Origin of the sequence: Micromonospora peucetia (assembly GCF_900091625.1) — a bacterium.
GTDB lineage: Bacteria > Actinomycetota > Actinomycetes > Mycobacteriales > Micromonosporaceae > Micromonospora > Micromonospora peucetia.
In genome coordinates this window covers 3,624,084-3,644,841 of record NZ_FMIC01000002.1, presented here as the reverse complement: position 1 = coordinate 3,644,841, position 20,758 = coordinate 3,624,084, and the positions used below count along the sequence as shown (strand labels likewise).

Here is a 20,758-nt window from a genome sequence, read left to right as displayed (position 1 = left end):
CAGGCGGGTGCCCCGGCCGGGGCGAAGTGGCAGGCATCCGATAGCGGCGTCCCTGGCCCCCGGCGCCCCGCGAAGTCCAGAGTGGAGGGCGAACGACGAGGCGAGGAGGACCCCCATGGAGGACCAGCACCGGGACCGGCTGATCGGGGCGGTGGACACGCTGCTGCCGGAGGTGTCCCGCCGGGCCGGTGAGATCGAGGCGGCCCGGGGACTCCCCGCCGACCTGCTCGACTCGCTGCGGGCGGCCGGCTGCTTCCGGATGTTCGTCCCCCGTAGCCACGGCGGGTACGAGGCGGACCTGCACACCGGGCTGCGGGTGCTGGAGGCGCTGGCCAGGGCCGACGGCTCCACCGGCTGGACGGTGATGATCGGCGCCGAGACGCCGCACCTGCTGGCGATGCTGCCCCGCGACCGGTTCGACAAGATCTACGCCGACGGGCCGGACGTGGTGGTCGGGGGCGGTTTCGCCCCGCAGGGACGGGCCGAGCCAGCCGACGGAGGATTCCGGGTCACCGGCCGGTGGGCGTTCGCCAGCGGTTCCCGACACGCCGACTTGATCTTCGGCAACTGTGTGCTGACCGAGGACGGCGAGCCACTGCCCGGGCCGGCGGGAGCACCGCCCGCGATGCGTTCCATGCTCTTCCCGGCCTCCCGGGTCACCGTGCACGACACCTGGCACGTGCTCGGCCTGCGCGGCACCGGCAGCCACGACGTCGAGGTGGCCGACGCCTTCTGCCCGATGGAAGAGAGCTTCGACCTGTTCACCGGGGTGCTCTGCGTACCGGGGCCGGGCTTCGTGGCGCCGCTGGTCCACTTCGTCCTGCACCTCGGCGCGGTGGCGGTCGGCATCGCGCAGGGCGCGCTGGACGACATGGTCGCGCTGCTCGACGGCGGCCGGCAACGGCTCTACGCCCGGCAGTCGCTCGCCGACTCGCCGGCCTTCCGCCTCCAGCTCGGCCGCGCCGACCTGGACGTACGGGCGGCCCGGGCGCTGCTGCGCGACCTGGCCGACGAGCTGTGGGCGGCCTGCGCCACCGACCCGGCGGCGATCCCCGCGCTGCACCCACGGATCTCCGCCGCGCTGCCCTGGGTGACGGAGCGGGCCACCGCTGCCGTCGACACCTGCTACCGGGCGGCCGGCGGCGGGGCGGCCCGCGACTCGTCACCGCTCCAGCGGCGGTTCCGCGACATCCACACCTTCAGCCAGCACGCGGCGGCAGCCGAGGGCTGGCTCGCCAACAACGGCGCCCGGGTGCTCGGCCGGCCGGTGGAGCTGGCCTACTGACGCCAATTCTCAGCACCTGAGGGCTCACGCTTCACGCCCGCGACTCGGCCAAATAATGTCACCACCAGAGGCCGAAAATGGGTCAGCGCCGAGAACCCCACGTTTCTTTCACCAAAGTGTTGATGGTGCCATCTTTGTCGGCTGATAGCTGCCGAGCGGGGCGGTCCGGACCGGACCGCCCCGCCGGGAATCATTCGGAGATGACGAACTGGGCGGTGCTGGTGGCGTCGTAGGAGACGCCGTTCTTCTCTGCGTAGTGGATGCAGGTCACCGTGACAGTCCGGGACTGGACGGGGACGCCGCTGACCGGAACCATCGGAGACTTGAAGTGCACGTCGACGAGCGCCCCGTTGTTCTCGGCGTCGTAGTCATTGTTGGTGTAGCCGAGCACCGTGGCCGAGCACCGTACGTTGATGTAGTTGGCGTCGACCCGGTCGTTGCTCGAGTTGGCGAACCGGGAGTATCCGCGGATCTTGACACGGCCCTGGCGGAGCGGCCAGGCACCTTGGTGCTCCTCGCCCTCGTGCTGGATGACTCCCTGGAGGGTGTACGCGGGGGCGGGCGGAGGCACACCGGGGCCGGTACCCGGGTCGCCACCACCACCGCACTCATCGCCGATGGGACAGATGACATCCCAGGCGTGCGCCGGCGCGGCCATTGCGCCGGTGCCCGCAAGGGTGGCCAGCAGGGCGATTCCGACAATCGCAGTACGTCTGAGCACGTCATGGCTCCCGTCAGTGGACGTCCGGGAATTTCACCCGGCGTGTGCAATCGGATGCGTAGGGTATCTCTGCGTTTTCGGAGGCGCAATGGTCGCCGCGCACTGCGGCCCGGCAGATGTATTCCCACACCCTCGCAATTCGCCTTTCCACCTCCCTTAACTGTCAGATTTACGTCGATGAAGCGGTGTGTGAGCCTCCATGGATCGGCCATGTTTCGGTGTGGGCAGGTGAGGGCCGGCAGTCCGAAAAATCCGGAACGGGCAGACGCCGCCCCTAGACGTACGGCCGGGTGGCGTACGCCGCCCGCAACGCGGCCAGCCCCGTCGACTTCGGCGACAGGGTGCCCCATCCCGAGTTGAAGTAGTTCGTCCGCGTGATCCGGGGGCCCCGCTCGGCGTTGAGCTGGGCGATGGCCGCCGGCACGGTGGCGATCCAGGCCGCCTGGTTCGGCACCTCCGCCACCCGTACGCCCCACTCGGCGATGATCACCGGCCGGGACAGGGCGACCGGGCCGAGGTCGGCCACCGCCCAGTCCTTCGCCCGGCGGAACCGGGCCAGCGCAGTGTGGGTGGGGCTGGTGGCGTAGGCGTTCCACTGGAGGAAGTCGAGCCTGCTCATCAGCGCCTCCGGGTGGGTGCGCTGGAAGCAGGCCCGGTCGAAGCCGCCCACCCCCACCGAGAACGTCGTGCGGGCGGGCAGTTGACGGGCCCTGAACCAGTTCACGATGTAGGTCATCGCCTGCACCGCGCGGGCGTCCGACTGCGCCCACGGGTAGCTGACGCCGGACTCGGTGGTGCCGAACTCGTGGTCGGTGTCCAGCTCGGAGGCGAGCTGGATGTTCACCCCGAAGCCCAGGGTCCGGTACTGGGACAGGGCGCGGGCGAACAGCCCGTCGCAGTGCCCGGCCAGCACCTGGCTGTAGCCGTACGCGCGGGGCCAGGTCGTCCCCGGGCGCTGCTGGATGGTCATCGCGGGCGCCGGGACGGTGTAGGTGACGCCGTCCACGGTGAAGGTCTGCGACCCGGCGTCGGGCGCGCCGTAGTGCTTCAGCTCCAGCACCATGTTCACCTGCACCCCGGCCCTGCCGAGCGTGATCAGCCACGGCCGTTGGTAGCCGGGGAAGATGTAGCCGTCGGCGAAGCTGCGGTACTGGGTCAGCGAGCGGAAGTTCCCGCCGGCCATGTCGGCCGTCGGGTCGGCGCCGCCGGAGAGGTAGTAGCCGCCCAGCACGGGCGGCGCGATCGTGTAGTCGGCGGTGGCGGTGGCGGTGCGCCCGCCGTTGTCACGCACCGTGACGGTGACCCGGGGCATCACGCCACCGCCCGGTAGACGGCGACCGAACCGTTGTCCGACGCCCGGGTCCAGGTGCGGCCCGAGTCGTCGGTGACGGTGAGGGTGAGGGGGTCGATGACGGCGGTGACCTTGACCGGGGCGCTGCTGTTGCCCTGCGCGTCGGTGACCACGATCGTGACGGTCACCGGCTTGGTGTCGGCGTCGCCGTAGCTGACCGTCAGGATCATCTGGTCGCCGGGTGAGTAGGTGGAGGCGTTCAGGGAGGCGGTCGCGGTGGGAGCGGCCATCTGCCGGCTCCTCTCGTGCTCGATCGCCGGACCGGCCGGCTCGTGACCACGGCCGGATCCGGCTGGGAAGTGATGAGACAGGGCAACGACCGGGCAACCGGGCACGCGTCGGCGTGGGCTCGGGACCGGTTTTGGGTACGACGCAACGGCCGCGCTCGTCTCGGGTCGCCGCGCGGCTCCGGTCGCTGCCGGGATGGGGACGTCGGTGTCGGTGACGGTGAGGCGGCACCGGCCCGGGCACCCGGGACGGTGGCTGCCGGAGCGCGGCCTCGCGGTGCGTGGGCGGGCCGGCGCTGCGTTACGCCGTGGCCGTCGCGGGGCCGGGCTCGGTGATGGCGGTGTCGGCGGGGACGCTGCTGTCCCCGCCGGGCCCGGGGAATGGGTTGTGGCCCGCCATCCTCACGCCTCTGACCTGCTACAACAGTGCGCCGGGGAGGCTGCCGGCGTCCTGTCCGTCATCGGACGGCCGTTGCGTCGGGCAGGTGACTGCGCTCCGGCCTGAGTTGTGCCGCACCCGCCCGGGCGACGACCTGCTCCGGGCTGAGCGGCGCCTTCGGGTGGTGGGTCAGGCACATCGGGGTGTCCACCTTGACGAACGCGAAGCCGTCTCCGGCCACGTAGAACTGGCCGCTGCGCATCAGCCCGATGTCGGGCAGCCGGCCGCCCTTGGCCTCCGCCAACTGGCGGGCCGCGTCGATCTGCGCGGGCGCGTTGAGCAGCCCGAAGAACTGCGTGGTGGCGTTGCCGGAGATCTGGTTGTGCAGCCCCTTCGGCGCCTGGGTGGCGAAGACCAGCCCGAGCCCGTACTTGCGGGCCTGCGAGGCGAGGGCGATCGTGCTGGCCGTGCAGGCCGTCTGCCCGGTCGACGGGGCGAGGGTCTGCGCCTCGTCCATCACGAAGAGCCCGCCCAGCGGACGCTCGCCCGCCGGGTGCCGCTTGATCCAGGCGAACAGGGCCATCTGCAACTGGTTGACGAAGCCCTGCCGCTCCTGGTCCGAGGTGAGCCCGACGAAACTGATCACGGAGATGCGGGCCCGACGCCCCGGCGAGGGGGTGAGCAGCAGTCCCGGATCGGCCGGGGAGCCGACGCCGCCGAACAACGGATCGGTGACCATGGCGGCCTTCAGGGTCTCGGCCAGGTCCTGGGCCAGCTTGTCCGCCCGGGTCAGCCGACTCACCCCGTCGGGCAGTTCGGCGAGGAACTCGGTGAAGCCGGGCAGGCCCACCATTCCGCTCCTCGCGTACGCCTGGAGGGCCTCGGTCAGCACGGCCTTGCCCTGCTGGGCCAGCTTCGTCGGCCGGTCCACCCCGGCCCGCGGCGCGAGCGCCTCCACCGTCGAACGGATCGCCTGGTCGAACTCGTCCGGCGAGTCGCGCACGGGGGTGAAGTCCGGCAGGGGCTGGAAGCTCAGCGGCCGGCCGGCGTTGACCCGGGGCGTCCAGATCACCACCTCGGTGTTCTCAAGGTGGTCGCCGGCCCGCCCGGCGTCGCCGGGAACCCATCCGGCCGGCGGCTCCGGCCAGGGATCACCCAACCGGGCGAGGTCGTTGTTGGGGTCGAGCACGATCGCGGAGACGCCCTGCCGCGCACACTCCTCGACCAGCCGCCGGATCAGCACGGTCTTGCCGGAACCGGAACCGGCGAAGATCACCGTGTGCCGGCGCAGCGACTCCAGGTCCACCGCGAACGGCTGCCCGCCGTCGGTCGTCCGGCCCAACGGGATCGAGGTTCCGTGGGCGGCGGCCCGCCCGGTGCCGGCCCGCGCGTCGGCCTCGCCGCCGGCTGAGACCTGCCCGGTAGCCGCGCGGGTCGCTCCGGCGGAGTCGCCCAGGACCGTTGCGAACAGCCGCGTGGAGCTCGCCGGTCGGCGTGTGACCAGCCACTCCCGCAGGACCGAGGGCGTCTCGCCGGACAGCTCACGAAGGGCGGCGAAGACCCGCAGGTCCGCCTCCACGACACCGCAGCGGACGCCGCCGGCCGCGTCGAACGCCGCCAGCACCTCGGTCGTACGCTTCCCGGTCGGCCACGGGCCGTTGCGCAACAGCACCAGCCGCCGCTGCGGCAGTTCGCGGTCGAGGCCCGCCATCGTGCAGGCCGCCTTCACCCTGGCGGTCGCCGCGATCGCGTTCGGATGGGCGATGGCACGGAAGCACCAGTGCGCCTCGTTCTCGGTGGCCTCGTCCAACACCTCGATCAGCCGCCCGTGCAGCGCCGGTTTGCGCCCCGGCGGCGGATCGTACTTGTAGCTGGCACCGGTCGGGGCCTGCTCGGCGATCCAGGCCGCCAGGCCGGCCGCGAGCAGCGTCGGCATGTGCTCGTCCTCGGTACGCGCATCGAGCGCCGCCGCCACGTCCGCCGACGCGACCAGCTCGGCGAACCGGTCGTCGAGCTGCCGCAGGCGCACGTCGTCGCAGGTGTCCGGGTCGCCTGGTGCCTGCGCGCCAACGCCACGACCAGCGCCCGCCGGCCCGGACGCGCCGACGCCGTGGTCGGCGCCCGCCGGCCCGGACGCGCCGACGACGTGGTCGGCGCCCTCGATGAGGCGGTCGAGTTCGGTCGCCTCGTCCCGGTCCCGGCACCAGGCGACGTGCCGGTCCACCCGACGCAGCAGCGCCCGGGGCGTCAACGCCGGGGCGTCGGTGAACGCCTCCGGGCTGATCGGCCAGGTCGGGTACGGCGGCGCGAAGCGTGGCCCGGCGAAGGCGGCGGTGAACCGCTTCGCCACGATGGCCCGACCGATCTCGGCGGTGGGGATCCGGTCCGGGAGGGTCGCCTGCCGGAACCGGTCACCGACCGGGGTGGGCGCGCTCCTGGTCAGCAGCTCCCAGGTGTCCGGCAGGCACGACACCACGATCAGCGTCCGCCGGGTGACGTCACGCAGCTTCAACAGCCCGTCGGCGATGGGTCCGACGACCTTCGCCTGGGCGTCCTCCAGCCCGGCGTCCTGGTCGAACATCGCGGTGCTGGTCTGGGCGAAGAGCGTGTCGAGCTGGTCGACGGCGATCACGGTGGGGTCGAGCGTCAGCGCCATCAGCCGGGAGACGTCCTGGACGATCTGCTGCGGGGTACGGATCGCCGGGGTCAGCCCCCACGCCGTACGGCCGAGCGGGTCACCCGGCTCGGAGATCAGGTGGGCGTAGCCGACGTCCTGTGCCTCGAAGTCCAACGCACCGTGCAGGACGAGCGCCCGGGCGGTGTCCTGGCAGTCCCGGCCGACCTCGCGATGGCGGGTCCGCAGGGCCCGCACGAAGGTGTCCAGGTGCTCCCGGGTCACCGGCTTCGTGCCGGCGACCGCGTCGCGTACCTCGGCCGGGATGCCGAGTTGGGCGGTGAGCCGGCGCAGGAAGGTACGCAGCTGGGTGCCCCAGCCGATCGCGTCCCGGCCCATGCCCTCGACCAGGGCCAGCGCGACGCTCTCCCAGAATGTCTTCCCGCTGACCATGTCGACCAGGAAGAAGTAGCCGCCCTCGCGCTGGATCCGGCCCCGCACCGCCCCGAGCAGGTGGGTCTTGCCAGCACCGGCCCGCCCCTGCATGGCCACCCCGAGGGGGACGGTGGTGTCGTCGGTGCGGGCTTTGCCGACCCCCCGCAGGATCTCCGCGACCACCTTCTCGTGCAGCTCCGGCACGTCGTGCGGGCTGGGCCGCCACACGTCGTCGGGAGTGACCGCCGGGTTGAGGCTGACCGCTTCGAGCGCGGCCCGTACGTCCTGCGGAATCATGCCGGGCCGATCGCCAGGGTGTGGTTCTCCTCGTCCCCGATGCGCACCGCCGCCGCCCGGTCCCGGGCGGTCAACGACTTGGTGTTGGCGACCGGGATGATCCGGACGCCGTCCTGGCCGACCATGGCCCGCAACGCCGCGTCGACGGTCGCGCGGTCCTGCGCGCCGAGGTGCTCGCGCAGGTCGGCGAGCCCCACCCAGGCACCCGGCTTCCTGGCCAGCTCGTGGTAGGCCGCCCGGACCAGGGCCTCCACGGCACCCGCCTCGGTGGCTGCGGCGCCCGGCTCGGTGGCCACGGCGCCCGGGCCTGTGCCGACGGCGCCCGGCCCGGTGGCTGCGGGTGCCGTCGCGGAGTCCGGTGACGTCGGGGCGGCCGTCGGGACCGGGGCGACCGGCGCCTGCTTGAAGAAGTCGGCGTGGCTGAGCCGCAACCGGTCCAGCGAACGGTGCAGGTTGGCCAGCAGGGTGAGCAGCGAACGGGTGGCCGAGCCGCCCTTCGCGGGCGGGGCACCGGCGTGCAGCTGCCGCACCACCCGCCACCCCTCGTCGGTCAACTGGTGGGAGAAGGGCCGGTGTGACCGGTCGGTCTCCACCAGGCCCAGCTTGACGAGCTTGGCGTTGTCGGGACCGGTGAGGGCGAAGCCGGCCAGCTCCTTCAGCTCGTTGTTGGTCAGTTCGCGGGCCTCGACCATGAGCACCACGAGCGCGTTGATCTGGTTGGGCGTCAGGTTCGGGACGTCCGCCGTGCTCGTCATGGTGCCTCTTCTCGGTGGGGGTGCGCGCCGGCCGCGCGACGGCGGGTCAGCAGTTGACGGATCATGCCGACCACGGCCTGGACGTCGGACAGCACCTGCTCGTTGGTGAACCGGAGGACGTCCAGCCCGAGGAGTTGCAGCCGCACGTCACGCCGCCGGTCGTTGGCGAAACGGATTCGTCCCCGATGTTCCGGGCCGTCCACCTCGACCGCAAGCCCCTCCGCCGGCCAGAGGAGATCCAAACGGTAGGTCTCGCCGAGCAGGTGCCAGTCGTACGTGTGGTTCCACCGCCGCCCCCGGGCCCACTCGTGCGGCGTCAGTGCCAGCTCCAGGGCCTGCTCGGCCGCGCTGTCGCCGCGCGGCACCCCGGACAGCGGCGGAAACGTCAACATCGGCGGAGCCGTCAACATCGGCGGAGGCTCACGGATGCTGTCGGGAACCCGACCGGTGGGCTCCGCCAACTCGGTCAGGCTCGACGGCAGCGGGACCGCAACCGACCGGATCCGGTCGACCGTACGCAGTGGTCGTCCGGCCAGCCAGACGGTGAAGCGGCCGTGCCGCACCAGCCACTCGGCGACGGCGACCAACGCGCTTTCCCCGTCCGCCGTCAACTCGTCGGTCAGGCCGACCAGCAGAACGCACCCGTCGCGTTCGTACGCGGCTGCGATGACGCGGGCCAGGCCGGCAGCCCGTACCTCCGCCGGGAAGCGCGGCCGACGCGGCCGGTTCTCGCCGCGGAGCGCGCGCTCGGCGAGGTCGGCCAGGAACGGGCCGAAGTGCGCGGAGCGTGCCGCGGCCCGCGAGGCCAGGGCCCGGACCGCAGCGGTGCCGAGCGTGCCTGCGCCGTCGAGCCGTTCGGCACCGGGCAGCCAGCGGGGAAACAGCCTGACCGCCGCACGGTCCAACTCGTCGAGGACGGCGGCGAGCAGGTCGGTGAAGCCACCGTGAACCGGTACGCGGTACCGGACGACGACCGGAGCGGCGACCGGTGACGGGTCAAGGCCGACGTGGAGCAACTCGGCGTCGAGGCCGGGCAGGTGGCTGACCTGCCGCGCGGGCAGGGCTGTCCACCAGTCTGCGGGAGGCGTGCCGCTGGCCATGGCCGAGCACGTTACCGAGGACCGGTCGGGCGTGCCCACCCGTCCAGGTCGGTTGTCCGGGCCCGCATCGGCGTGGTCGTGGGCAGACGTTGGTTGTCTGCCGGCCTGGTGCCTCGTCATACAGCCGCGAACGGCTAGTTCGCGCTCCGTGGAGCGGTGATGGTCGCCGATCCGGCCCGCAGGCGACAGGGTACGTACGACGCTGTCGAACTGAATCGTCTGTGACATCAACCGGTGTCCGGGCCGCTGTGGCAGCGGTAGCGATGGCCCTGAATCGTCTACGACATCAGCTCGACAGCGTCCCGCGTGTGCACCCTTTGCCAACCAGCACCCGTGGCGGATTTTGCAGCTCATCGCGAATCCGGATCTCGGCCGGGCACGCCGGTTGCGCCGGTTGCGCCAGCAGATGTACTAGCTTCCGACGATGCCTGTCTCCGGCCGTGTCAGGGGCGGCGGCGGAACCGGAGTCGGCCGTACAGTGTGCCGACCGTTCGATCGAGGAGTGTTCCGTGACCCAACCGCCACCGGTGCCGGGGCCCCGAGGGGCCGGCGAGGCAGCCGGAAGCACCGACGGTGACGATCCCGGGGACGCGACGCCGTACCTGCTCGTCATGCCGCCCACCGAGGGCGCACCGCCCCCGATGGTGTGGCCCGGAGCCGAGGGCGCGCCTGCCTGGGCGATCCCGGTGAACGTCCCGGCCGGGACGCGCGGATACGCCGTGTTCATCCCCCTTCTGCCGGTCGCCCCCGCCGCGACGCCGGCCACCTCCGCCCCGCCGGCCCCGGCATCGGCCCCGGCCGCACCCCCCGCCACGCCGGCCGAGGCCCCGGCGCCCGACGCCAGCAGCCCACCGCCAGCCGCCACCGCTGCGGCACCGACCTTCTCCACCCCTCCGGCGGACGCCACCGACGCACCCGCCGTCATCCCGCCGGTTGCCGCCGGGGCGCCCACCAGCGCCCCACCGCCGACCACCGCGCGGACGCCGGCCACCGCACCGCCGATCACCAGGCCGGTGTTGGCGCCTCACCAGGTCGGGGTGCCGGCTGGCGTGCCGATGCCGTACCACGGCTACCAGCTGCTTCCGCCCCAGCCGTCGTTCCTCGACACACGCTGGCCAGGGCCGGCGCCCGCCCAGGACCGGGCCGTGCCGGCTGCCGTCCTCGCCGGGGCGGCAGCGCTGGCGTTCTTCGTGCCGCTCACCCGCACCGGCATCGGCTGGTTCCTCGGTTGGCTCGCCCTGACCGTCGCGGTGGTCCTCGCGGTCCGGCGGACGGGCGCGGAGTTGCCGCGCGCGGACCGGCGGATCCGCGCCGGTTGGGCGGTGGCGGCACTGGCGCTGCTGTCGGTCCTGGCCTTCCGCAACGCCTGGTGGTTGGTGACGTTCTGCGTGCTCGGCGCGCTCGGGTGCGCGACCCTCGCGATCGTGGGCGGCCGACTCGTCCGCTCGATCCTGTTCAGCCTGGTGGCGGCGCCGTTCGCGGCGTTCCGGGGGCTGCCGTGGGTGCGCGGTCACCTGCACGCGCCGACGAACCCGGGCCTGGTCCGTCGCATCGTCGGGTCGGCAGCGGCCACCCTGGCCGCGCTGATCGTCTTCGGCGCGCTCCTGTCGTCCGCCGACGGCGCCTTCTCGGTGGTGCTCGGCGAGGTGATTCCCGAGGTCAACGTCGGCACCGTGTTCCGCTGGATCTTCCTCGCCGTCGTGGGTGCGCTCTGCGCCGTGGCCGCCGTCTACACGCTGGCGGCGCCGCCCGACCTGTCGACGGTGGACCGGCCCGGTACGCGCCGCTTCGGCATCGTGGAGTGGGCTCCGGTCATCAGCGCCCTCACGCTGCTGTTCGGCGGCTTCGTGGCGGTGCAGTTCACCGTCCTGTTCGGCGGGCAGCGGCACGTGCTGCGCACCGCCGGCCTCAGCTATGCCGAGTACGCGCGCAGCGGGTTCTGGCAGCTCGTCGTCGTCACCATGCTGACGCTGGCGGTGCTCGGCGGGGTGGCCCGCTGGGCGCGGCGGGACCGGGCGGTCGAGCGCCACCTGCTGCGGGTCCTGCTGGGCCTGCTCAGCGTGCTCAGTTTCGTCATCGTGGTGTCGGCGCTGGCCCGGATGTACACGTACCAGAAGGTCTACAGCTTCACCGGTGAGCGGCTCTTCGTGATGGCGTTCGAGTTGCTGCTCGGCACCGTGTTCCTGATGATCCTGGTGGCGGGGCTCCGCTTGCGTGGGGCCTGGATTCCCGGCACGACGGTGGCGCTCGCCGTGGTGATGCTGCTGAGCCTGGCCGTGCTCAACCCGGAGGACTACGCCGCCCGCCGCAACATCGCCCGGTACGAGCAGACCGGGAAGATCGACGCCTGGTACCTGCGGGCGCTCTCGGCGGACGCGACGCCGGCCCTGACCGGCCTGCCCGACCCGGCACGCCGCTGCACGCTGAGCTGGATCGCCGACGACCTTGAGGAGCCGGACCCCTGGTACGCCTGGAACCTGGGCCGGGTCCGGGCGCGCGCGGCGCTGGACCGGGCCGGGCCGGGCGCGGTCGGCGGCCAGCGCGACTGCAGGGCCGCCGACCAGTTCGACCTGCCGAAGAGCCGCCGCTGACGACACCGCCGCCCCCGGGTCGACCGGGGGCGGCGGGTCGGTCCTGGGACGGCGGGCTGGTCGGGAACGGCGGGCGTGCCGTGCCGGTGTGCCCGGCACCCCTGCCGTGTCCGGTCGGTCACCAGGGTTCGGGGATGCCCACCGCCAGGCAGCGTCGGGTGCCTGGGATCGGCTGGTAGCAGGCGGACGCCTCCAGGTTGTTGGTCAGGTCGGAGCGGGAGAAGGACTGGCTGCCGCCGTTGACACAGGTGCCGCCGCTGGTGGACACCCCGCCGGTGACCTTGGCCGTGGCGCAGCCGACCGTGCCGGCGGTCTTCTCCACCGTGTTCAGCGACGAGCGCTGGTCTGTGTACTGGTGGGCGCCGTAGCCAATCAACCGCACGCCGGGGCGGGTCACCGTGTACTGGAACGCCGTCGAGGTGTAGTACGACCAACTGGCGCCGGTGCCCACGGTGCGCAACTCCGGATCGGCGGACGAGCCTGGGATGAACATGGCGAAGCCCTTGTCGTGGGTGCTCGTGCCCGTGATCATCCGGTAGACGATCACCAGCAGCCCCTGGCTGAAGCTGCCGGTGGAGTACGTCAGGTAGCTGCCGCTGCCGCAGGTGGTCCGGTCGGCGACATAGCCGACGCCGTAGGCGTAGAGCATCACCCTGGCGCAACGGGCGTCGTCGGCGGTGTCCTCGATCGTGCCGAGCGTGGTGCCGGTGCCCGAGTTGTCGGTGGCATAACCGGTCAGCCGCACACCGGGCAGTGCGCCGGCGTACTGGTATGCGGTGGGGTGGTAGTAGCTCCACGAGGCCGACCAGCCGCTGCCGGAGGGCAGCGCGAATGCGGGCGAAGCAGGCAGCAGGGCAGCGGCCAGCGCGGCGACCAGGGCCGCGACCAGCGTCATCCGGGTCGACCGCCATCGGGAATGGGCCTTCATCGGTCCTCCGATCTCCACGACATGCGGGACACCCGCCGTCACGGATCAGGTTGACCGAGGACTCGGCGGCGAGCACCGCTGAGTCTCGAAGCGGACAGCCGGCCGAAGCCGGCAGGCCGGGACCGGTGAGGCCGACTCGCGCCGGCTCGACTCGATCAGCCAGACTCGGTCGTACCCCGATGCCCGCCCGACAGCTGCCGAGCACCCCCGTACCCCTCGTCCGATGGTTGGAGCGCATGTCCCACACCCTCCTGATCTGGCTGGTCGGCGGCGTCCTGCTGGTGGGCGCGGGCCTCGCGACGACCCTGCTGCCCCGGTGGCGGGAACGGGGGCAGGAGCACCGGACCGCCTGGTCCACCGCCCGTGCGGCCATCGACAGCGCAACCGTCAGCCGGGACGCGGCGGCGACCCGGGTGCCGGAGGCCGAGCAGTTGCTGGCCCGCGCCGAACTGATCGCCGCCGGGCGTGGCGGGGCGTCCGCCGCCCGGGCGGCGGCAGACCACGCGAGGGAGGCTGACGGGTTGTGGCGGACAAACCAGTGACACACCGTCGACACCACCGCTATGAGCTGCTGCGCTGGGCGCTGCTCGGCGTCGCCGTGGTCGTCCTGGTGGTCTTCCTGCTCGCCCAGCGGCAGAGCGTCGACGTCAGCTACGGCCAGTCGCCGGCCGCCACGGCGAGGATCGAGGAGGGCTCGGCCGGTGAGCTGAGCGAGGCGAGCGTGCCATCGGTGGCCGAGATGACCGCGCTGGTGGCCGCCGATCCCGTGGTGCGGTTGCCCGGTTCGACCGCACGCTGGAACGAGCAGCGGGTCCGCGAGGCCGCCGGCGATCATCCGGTCCGCATCCTGGTCGCGCCGCCCGGGCTCGACGAGGACGAACGCGACCGGGTACGGGACGTGAAGAACGCGACCGTCCGGGTGATCGGCACCGAGGTGAGCGGCGGCATGTACCAGGCCGTACCCGACGACCTGCCCGGCTGGCGCGCGCAGTTCGCCACCGCCGACGTGACGGACCTGCTGGTGACACTGATCGCCGGGCAGCGGGACACGCCTGCCCCGGCCGACCGCGACGAGCTGCGGTGGCGCGAGCCGACCGACCGGGAGCTGGCCGCCGTCGCCGCCGACCTGCGGGCCACCGGCCTGCACGTCGCGGCCGGGGCCACCCTGACCGGCGTCCCCGGCGACGCCGCGAAGAACGCTTTCCCGGACGGCGCCCGGTACGTGGCGCTTCCCGCGCAGCCGTTCGGTGAGCCGGTGCCCCGGTACGGGCCAGCCCTGACCGACCTGTTCCCGGGCACGCCGATCATCGTGATGTACGGCCTCTGGATCGAGTACCACGGCCCGGCGACGGCGGACTTCGCGGAGTTGGCCGGCGCGAGTTTCTACGGCCAGTTCGCCGGCCGGCTCAGCCGGTACGGCTACCCCCAGGGCAACGTGCTGGCGGCCTACCTGAACCGGGTCACCGACATCCGCTATTCGGGGCTGTCCGACCGGCCGCTGCCGTACCGGCCGGTCGATCCGCTCCGGGTGGCGCTGCCCGCGCTGCCGTGGCTCTTCGCGGCCTGCGTGGCGACGTTCCTGGTCCTCTCGGTCCGGTCGCTGCGCCGGCCGGACGGCGTGAAGATCCGGCAGGGCGACTCCGGGCGGGGTGGCGCGCCTGCCCGGCTGGCCGGTCTCACCGCGCTCGCCGTCGAGATGTCCCTGCTGACCGACGCCCGCAGCAACCCGGCGCTGACCCGGGGCATCGTCAAGCTCCAGGCGGCGCGTACCGCGCTGGACGAGGAACTGCCGAGCCGTCACGTGTGGACGTTGCTGGACGAGGCAGCCGACGAGTTGGACGACGGTGCCCGGACGCTGGGGCTCGCCAGTTACCGCCCGGACCTCTACCTGCGGGGCAGGTTGTCGTGAAACAGTCCGTACGACGTTGGCTCGGTGACCTGTTCGACACGCCCTTCGGCTTCGCCGTCCTGGCCTGCCTGACGCTGGCCGGCTGGGCGCTGTGGACCGGCGGGGTGCTGGACGGTCCGGCCGCCCGCCAGGTCCGCACCTCGTCCGTGTACGCGGCACCGGGCATCGACCTGGACCAGGCCGCGGCCGAACGGATCATCGGCAACCGCAGGCTGGTCGTGCTGCTGCTGGAACCGGGTGCCGACCTCCGGCAGGGTTGCCGCCAGGTCGAGCGTGCCGCCGGCGGCAACGTCGTGCTGGTGATGAGCCGCGACGCGGACGACTACGACACGTACGGGTGTGCGCTGCTGCCCGGACGCGACGACGAGAACTTCGGCCGGGCCGCCGTGGCGGAAACGATCATCGGCCGGGGCATCGACACCTTCACCGACCGCCCCCTGGAGGCGCTGAAGGTCGTCACCGTCAACTACGACCTGCTGGTGAAGGCCGGCACCGTTCCCGACGGCGCGCGCACGATCAGCCCGTCGCTGCCCCGCTACCTGCTCACGGCCTCGGCCATCTTGGCTGTCGTCGCCGGAGCGACGGTGCTCTACGTCGGTGGCCGCCGGGCGGGCCGGCTCGCGGACGCCCGTCGCCGCCGCCGCGACGAGAACGCCGACGGCCGCAGCGCGCTCAGCGCCGCCGCCGCCGTGCTGGCCCAGCAGATCATCGACCTCGACCAGCGGTACGCGGCGGCACCGCGCCGGGCCCGCCTCGGGGACGCCGAGAAGGCGTGCGGCAGGGAGTACCGGGCCCTGACCTCGGACTACGTCGCGCTGCTCGACCGCGTCTCGGCCGTCGACGGAGACGACCAGGATGCCGTACGCGGGCTCATCGACCGCGTCGACGCGTTGAGCCGGCGGGCGTCGGCGATCGGCGGGTCGACCGATGCCGGGTGATACTCGACGTGTTCCACGGTGTGATCACCGACATCGTCACGTACCTGGACGCAGACCGGCTGGTGCCGTTGTCCGGTGGGGTGCGGTCCCAGCGGGAACGGGGCGCTGGGACCGCACGATGCCACGCGGTCAGTCCGGTGTCATGAACCCGTGACGTTCGGCAACGACACGTCGGAGAGGGCCGGCTTCTTCTTGATGAGCCCCATCTGGAGCATGGTGTCCGCCGTTTGGGTGTAGCCCGCGAACTCGGTGTTGAACTTGATGCCCTGCTCGGTGAGCTCGACAAGGACCTTGTCCTTGGTCGTCTTTACGGCATCGAGGCCGGCAATCCGTGCGGCTGCGGCTTGTGGATCGTCGTTGATCATCGCAGTGCCGCGTTTGATCGCATCCACGAGAGCGGCGTACACCTTCGGGTTCGCCTTGTGGAAGGACTCGTTGAACGCGAAGGCTCCCAGTGGCACGGGGGCACCCAGCAGCTCGTTGCCACCGATCACTTCGCGGGCCCCCTTGGCCAGGCCCTGTTGCAGGAATGGAGGCGTGGCCATATGGGCCTGCACCTCCCCCTGCGTGAGCGCCGCCACCGCATCCGGGTGGGGCATCATGCGGAACATGCCCTGGACCTTCTTCCAGTCGCCGAGCTCACGCATCGCCGCCCCGAGCAATGCGATGGAGCCGACGGCGTAGGGGCCGGGGGTGGCGATCTGGTCACCCGGCTGGAAGTCGGCCAGGGAGCGGTACTTTCCGTCCATCGCCACCAGCGCGACGTGGGCCGTCACGAGCGACCCGCCGAAGCGCACGGGCACGCCCTTCTCACGGGCGATGAGCACGGGCGAGACGCCGACCGACACCACGTCCGCCTGGCCGGAGGCGAGAGCGGTGAGACTGTCCCCTCCGGCTGAGAGTTGGACGTGCTCGATCTTCAGGTCGGGGCGTTCCTCTGCCAGGAGGTCCAGGCCGAGCAGCAGGCCGTAGTAGATCGTTCCGAAGTTCGTGACCACTCGCACGGTGTTGGTTTCGCCGTCGGTGCCGGTGGTGGCGTCCGATGTCGAGCCGCACGCCGCGACGAGCGCGACCACAGTAGCGGCGGCCGCGGCACGAAGGCCTGTCATTCTGCCGCGACGGAGCAGCGAGCCTGCATTCCGATGCGTGCTCATTTCAACTCACCATTCCCCATCGTTTGACGGTCCGCGATTCGATAGTGTTGAGAATTCCGTACTCCACCAGGAGACCGACGAGGACGATTGTCAGCAATCCGGCGAACACTCCACCGGTGTTGAATTCCGAGCGGTCCAGATAGATCTGCCATCCGATGCCCCCCTTACCGCCTGCGGCGCCGTAGACGAGTTCCGCGGCGACGGCGGTACGCCAGGCGAACGCCCATCCGATCCGCAGACCGGACAGCAGGTGCGGCAGGGCTGCCGGGAAGTAGATGCTCGCGATCAGGCGTGGCCCGCGCAGCCCGAGGTTGCGTCCCACGTCCACGAGTACCGGCCTGATGGTGGAGAACCCGGCGTAGGCGTTGAGCGACATGGCCCATACCACCGAGAACACGATCACCAGGATCATCGAGCGTTCGCTGAATCCGAACCACAGCAGCGCCAACGGAAGGATGGCGATCGCCGGCAAGGGGTTGAACAGACCCACGAGGGTCTGCAGGACCTCACGCCCGCCGGGGATGATGAAGCACGCGGCCGTCATCACGATCGCGATCAGGATGCCCAGACCCACGCCTCGGACGAGCAGCGACAGCGACGCGAGCAGGCCCTGCCACAGGGACCCGTCGAGCGCCCGCTCCCACAGCACCTCGACGGCGCTGGAGAACGGCGGGAGCACGACCGGACTGAGCTGCGCCATTCGTGGGACGAGCTCCCACGCCAGGATCACCACGGCCACCACCGTGATGCGGACGGCCATTTTCTGGATCGGCTTGTTCATGCAGCGCTCATCTCCAGCTTCGTGCGCAGTTCACCGGCGAACTCGGCGCACTCGGGGCTGTCCAGCTGTCCCTGAAAGGCGTTGGTGTAGATTCCCTCGAACGTGCCCTGCGGCGTCATCAATCCGATCCGACCACCGAGGTAGACAGCCTCCTCGATCGAGTGTGTGACGAACACGAGGGTCATGTTCATCTCCTTCTGCAGGCGCAGAAGCTCGGCCTGCAGGGAAGCGCGTGTCATCGCGTCGAGGGCGCCGAATGGTTCGTCCATGAGCACGATCCGGGGGCGTACCGCGAGCGCACGGGCGATCGCGACGCGCTGCTGCATGCCACCGGACAACTGGGACGGAAACTTGTCGGATGCGGCCGACAAGTGAACCATCTCCAGCGCGTCGAGGGCGCGCTGGCGTGGGCTCGTGGTGTCCTTCGAGCCGGACTTCTTGACAGCGAACTCCACGTTCTGCAACGCCGTACGCCAGGGGAGCAACTGGTCGAAGTTCTGGAACACCATCATTCGGTCAGGCCCAGGGGATTTCGTTTTCTTCCCGTCCAGCAGGATGTCTCCGCTGCGCAGTTCCTGGAACCCGGCCAGGGATCTCAGCAGTGTGGACTTTCCGCACCCGGAGCGACCGATCAGGATGAAGGCTTCACCCTGGTTGACGTCGAAGGAGACGTTGTCGACGATCACGGGGCTCTTGGGCCCGTAGGCGATGGAGGCGTTTCGCACCGCGAGGGCGGCCTGCCCCGACCGGGCTACGACGGCCGCAGGAGGGGCGTCGAGGAGACGCTCATGTCGTGGGCTCATGTTCGCTGCCTTTCGGTGACGTCGGCGCTGACGCCGGAAGGGGCACAGGCGGTGCCATGATCGGGACTCTCACCGGCCGCGGTGACGGCGCTCAGGTCGAGGTAGCCCAGCGCATTCGTGGTCACGCCCCGTACGCCCGGCTTCCACCCGTAGCAGGCCTGCGCGCTGTACAGCGGGATGACCGGGACGTTCTCGTGCAGCGCGACCTCGGCTTTGGACTGCGCGTCGGCGCGCGCCGGCCCCTCGGGGAGCCTGGCCGCCTGGTCGATCAGGGCATCGAGGTTGGCGTCGGCGAAGCCGGATGCGTTGAACGGGCCGTCGGAACGGTGGTCGCGTCCAAGGGCCACATTCAGGCTGGGCCGCACCCCCATGCCCTGGAAGGCGATATGCCATTCGGTGTCGAGGTAGACGAAGGGCCACCACGGCGGGTCGTCGTAGAACCGGACGTCGAGGGTGATCCCCAGTTCGGCGAGTGCCTCAGTCACGTGGGCTGCGACCTTCGGCAGCGGCGCGACCTTCGTGGACACGCCCCGTAGCACCAGGCCCTCGCCGATACCGGCCTCCTTCAGGAGCGTCCTGGTGGCCTCGACGTCGTAGGTGTAGGGAGTGATCGCCGGGTTCGGCGTGCTGGAGAGCACCGATTGGGTGAGCGGGGTCGCGTTGTCGCCGAAGATCATGCGGGTGAGTTCAGCCCGGTCGAGGGCGTGCGCGACTGCCCTGCGCACGCGCAGATCCGCGAGCGGGCCCGTCTGGGTGTTCAGGACGAGGGCGGCGCGGCGGGTGGAGGCGACGGTGCGGTACTCCAGGTGGCCCTCCTCTGCCAGCGAGGCGGCGGCGAGCATCGGCACGTTCTCGATGACGTCGACGCTGCCGCTACGGATCGCGGCCAGCTTGGCTTCGGCGCTGGCGGCCCAGATCACCCTGACTTCGTCGACGGCGGGTTGGCCGGGCACGTAGTAGTCCTCGAACGCCTCGAGGCGGACGTACTCTCCGCGCTTCCACTCGGCCAGCCTGAAGGGGCCGGCCCCGCAGGGCTGGTCGACGACGTCATCGACGATGCACGTACGCCAGGCCAGGTAGTACAGGAAGTCCGGGAAAGGGTGGTCGAACTCGAAGACGACTCCGTGGTCACCGTCGGCCCGAATGGCTTTGAGTCCCCGGTAGTCACGGTCGAAGTGGGTGTCGAAGCGGCCGGAGAAGAAGCGCTCGAAGTTCCAGATCACAAGCTCGGGGGTGAGGGCGCGGCCGGAGTGCAGGCGCACCCCGTCGCGTAGCCTGAACCGGAACGTGCGGAAGTCCTCGTCGTGGCTCCACTCGGTGGCGAGGCTGGGCAGCAGTGTGCCGTCCTCGTCCATGCGCAGCAGTCCGGGGGCGATATTGGCGAGCACGCTCCACGGAGTGGAACCATCCGCGAGCCGACTGTTGGGATTCAGGCTGAGAATGTCATGGTTGATGAGCATGGTCAGAGACGCCATTGTCACTCCTTGAAACATAACGACACAGAGTTTTCTGCCGTACGGGCATGGATCTTCGGCGCCGCCGGTCAGCCGCCCTGGAATTCTCCGGAGGTGAATCCGGTCGTGGTGACAACCGGTGGGAATTGTTCGCGCCACCACTGCGCGATCTGTTCCCTGGTGGCAATCCAGACATCGGTGCGGCCCTGCGCGGTGGCGATGAAACTCTCCAACGCGCTGGCACGGGCGGCCTGGCCGGCGAGTCTGGGGTGCACACCCACGGACATCATCCGGGGCACATCGTCATCTTCGGCCAGCAGATAGTCCAGCGCCTTCGTGCAGTACTCCTCGAAGTCGCTCGGGCTGGTCATCTGGCCATAGGCGAAATGGGTGTCGTTGTAAGCCATCGTGTACGGCACCACCAGGTGCGCGCTCTCGTTGACCTTCACGTAGTAGGGGATGTCGTCGTTGTAGGAATCGGAGTCGTACATGAATCCGCCCTCCTCCACGAGCAGGCGGCGGGTGTTCAACGACGGCATCCACCGGCTGTACCAGCCGACGGGGCGTCGCCCCATCACTCGCTCGAAGGTCTCGACGGCCTTCGCGATGAGCGCGCGTTCGTCGTCCTCCTTCAGCTGCCACGCCTCAGCCCACCGGTATCCGTGCGAGCACAATTCGTGGTCAGACTCGTTGAGCCACTGCGCCACCTCGGGGGTGCGTTCGAGCGCAACGGCGGCCGCGAACGCCGTCATCCGGACGCCGAGCCGGTCGAACATGCGCAGGAGGCGGTGGACGCCCGCACGACTGCCGTACTCGTAGACAGATTCGACCCCGAGGTCGCGATAGCGGGGATCGATCGCGCGGGGCACCTCGCTGAGCCCCTCGTTCTGGCGGTCCCCGGCCCACCAGGAACGTTCGCTGCCCTCTTCGATGTTGACGGCGATGTTCAGTGCCACCCGCGCCCCGCCGGGCCAGGTGCCCAGGGGCTGATGGCGGCCGTAGCCGACATAGTCGCGGTCCGGCAAACTCATGATGT

17 protein-coding genes are annotated in these 20,758 nt (G+C 71.1%); 5 read left to right on the top strand and 12 right to left on the bottom strand.

Annotation, left to right across the window (positions count from 1 at the left end):
* Positions 1-115: 115 nt before the first annotated feature.
* Positions 116-1,285, top strand: a complete 1,170-nt coding sequence (locus GA0070608_RS17070; RefSeq protein WP_091629183.1) for an acyl-CoA dehydrogenase family protein — start codon at positions 116-118, stop codon at positions 1,283-1,285.
* A 190-nt stretch (positions 1,286-1,475) separates the two neighbouring features.
* Here the strand turns inward: GA0070608_RS17070 and GA0070608_RS17065 are convergent, their stop codons facing one another.
* The 6 genes from GA0070608_RS17065 to GA0070608_RS17040 form a co-directional block, all read right to left on the bottom strand.
* Positions 1,476-2,006, bottom strand: coding sequence for a hypothetical protein (locus tag GA0070608_RS17065; RefSeq protein ID WP_141719480.1), 531 nt, complete (start codon positions 2,004-2,006; stop codon positions 1,476-1,478).
* 274 nt (positions 2,007-2,280) lie between these two features.
* Entirely contained in the window at positions 2,281-3,318 is a 1,038-nt protein-coding gene (locus GA0070608_RS17060) for a hypothetical protein (protein WP_091629179.1), read from the bottom strand.
* Positions 3,318-3,587, bottom strand: a complete 270-nt coding sequence (locus GA0070608_RS17055) for a hypothetical protein (protein ID WP_091629178.1) — start codon at positions 3,585-3,587, stop codon at positions 3,318-3,320. Before GA0070608_RS17055 ends, GA0070608_RS17060 begins: the two co-directional genes overlap by 1 nt.
* A gap of 455 nt (positions 3,588-4,042) precedes the next feature.
* The gene (locus GA0070608_RS17050) at positions 4,043-7,309 is read right to left on the bottom strand and encodes an ATP-binding protein (RefSeq protein WP_091629176.1); all 3,267 of its coding nucleotides are present in this window, start codon (positions 7,307-7,309) and stop codon (positions 4,043-4,045) included.
* On the bottom strand, positions 7,306-8,064 hold the full coding sequence (locus GA0070608_RS17045; RefSeq protein ID WP_091629173.1) for a hypothetical protein: 759 nt from the start codon (positions 8,062-8,064) through the stop codon (positions 7,306-7,308). The genes GA0070608_RS17050 and GA0070608_RS17045 overlap by 4 nt, the downstream gene beginning before the upstream one ends.
* Positions 8,061-9,164, bottom strand: a complete 1,104-nt coding sequence (locus GA0070608_RS17040; RefSeq protein WP_091629170.1) for an endonuclease domain-containing protein — start codon at positions 9,162-9,164, stop codon at positions 8,061-8,063. Before GA0070608_RS17040 ends, GA0070608_RS17045 begins: the two co-directional genes overlap by 4 nt.
* A gap of 509 nt (positions 9,165-9,673) precedes the next feature.
* On the opposite strand from GA0070608_RS17040, the gene GA0070608_RS17035 reads away from it, so the two are divergent.
* Entirely contained in the window at positions 9,674-11,755 is a 2,082-nt protein-coding gene (locus GA0070608_RS17035; protein WP_281186083.1) for a DUF4153 domain-containing protein, read from the top strand.
* 118 nt (positions 11,756-11,873) lie between these two features.
* Here GA0070608_RS17035 and GA0070608_RS17030 read toward each other — a convergent pair whose 3' ends face one another.
* Positions 11,874-12,683: a hypothetical protein gene (locus GA0070608_RS17030; protein ID WP_141719478.1), complete on the bottom strand. Its 810-nt coding sequence runs from the start codon at positions 12,681-12,683 to the stop codon at positions 11,874-11,876.
* 236 nt (positions 12,684-12,919) lie between these two features.
* On the opposite strand from GA0070608_RS17030, the gene GA0070608_RS17025 reads away from it, so the two are divergent.
* Genes GA0070608_RS17025 through GA0070608_RS17015 form a run of 3 tightly spaced genes read left to right on the top strand, consistent with a single transcriptional unit; the run spans position 12,920 to position 15,530 of the window.
* Positions 12,920-13,225, top strand: coding sequence for a DUF6403 family protein (locus tag GA0070608_RS17025; RefSeq protein ID WP_091629164.1), 306 nt, complete (start codon positions 12,920-12,922; stop codon positions 13,223-13,225).
* A complete protein-coding gene (locus tag GA0070608_RS17020) occupies positions 13,222-14,592 on the top strand; it encodes a hypothetical protein (protein WP_091629162.1) in 1,371 nt (456 codons plus the stop codon). The genes GA0070608_RS17025 and GA0070608_RS17020 overlap by 4 nt, the downstream gene beginning before the upstream one ends.
* Positions 14,589-15,530: a hypothetical protein gene (locus GA0070608_RS17015; RefSeq protein ID WP_091629160.1), complete on the top strand. Its 942-nt coding sequence runs from the start codon at positions 14,589-14,591 to the stop codon at positions 15,528-15,530. Before GA0070608_RS17020 ends, GA0070608_RS17015 begins: the two co-directional genes overlap by 4 nt.
* Positions 15,531-15,670: 140 nt before the next feature.
* On the opposite strand, the gene GA0070608_RS17010 is transcribed toward GA0070608_RS17015, so the two are convergent.
* The 5 genes from GA0070608_RS17010 to GA0070608_RS16990 form a co-directional block, all read right to left on the bottom strand.
* On the bottom strand, positions 15,671-16,684 hold the full coding sequence (locus GA0070608_RS17010; RefSeq protein ID WP_091629158.1) for an ABC transporter substrate-binding protein: 1,014 nt from the start codon (positions 16,682-16,684) through the stop codon (positions 15,671-15,673).
* Between the two features lies 1 nt (position 16,685).
* Positions 16,686-17,465 carry an ABC transporter permease gene (locus GA0070608_RS17005; protein ID WP_091629155.1) on the bottom strand — a complete coding sequence of 260 codons (780 nt, stop codon included), beginning with the start codon at positions 17,463-17,465 and terminating at the stop codon, positions 16,686-16,688.
* Entirely contained in the window at positions 17,462-18,268 is an 807-nt protein-coding gene (locus tag GA0070608_RS17000; RefSeq protein WP_091629152.1) for an ABC transporter ATP-binding protein, read from the bottom strand. The genes GA0070608_RS17005 and GA0070608_RS17000 overlap by 4 nt, the downstream gene beginning before the upstream one ends.
* Positions 18,265-19,743: an ABC transporter substrate-binding protein gene (locus tag GA0070608_RS16995; protein ID WP_176733741.1), complete on the bottom strand. Its 1,479-nt coding sequence runs from the start codon at positions 19,741-19,743 to the stop codon at positions 18,265-18,267. The genes GA0070608_RS17000 and GA0070608_RS16995 overlap by 4 nt, the downstream gene beginning before the upstream one ends.
* Before the next feature lie 68 nt (positions 19,744-19,811).
* Entirely contained in the window at positions 19,812-20,753 is a 942-nt protein-coding gene (locus tag GA0070608_RS16990; RefSeq protein ID WP_091629147.1) for a polysaccharide deacetylase family protein, read from the bottom strand.
* Positions 20,754-20,758: the final 5 nt, after the last annotated feature.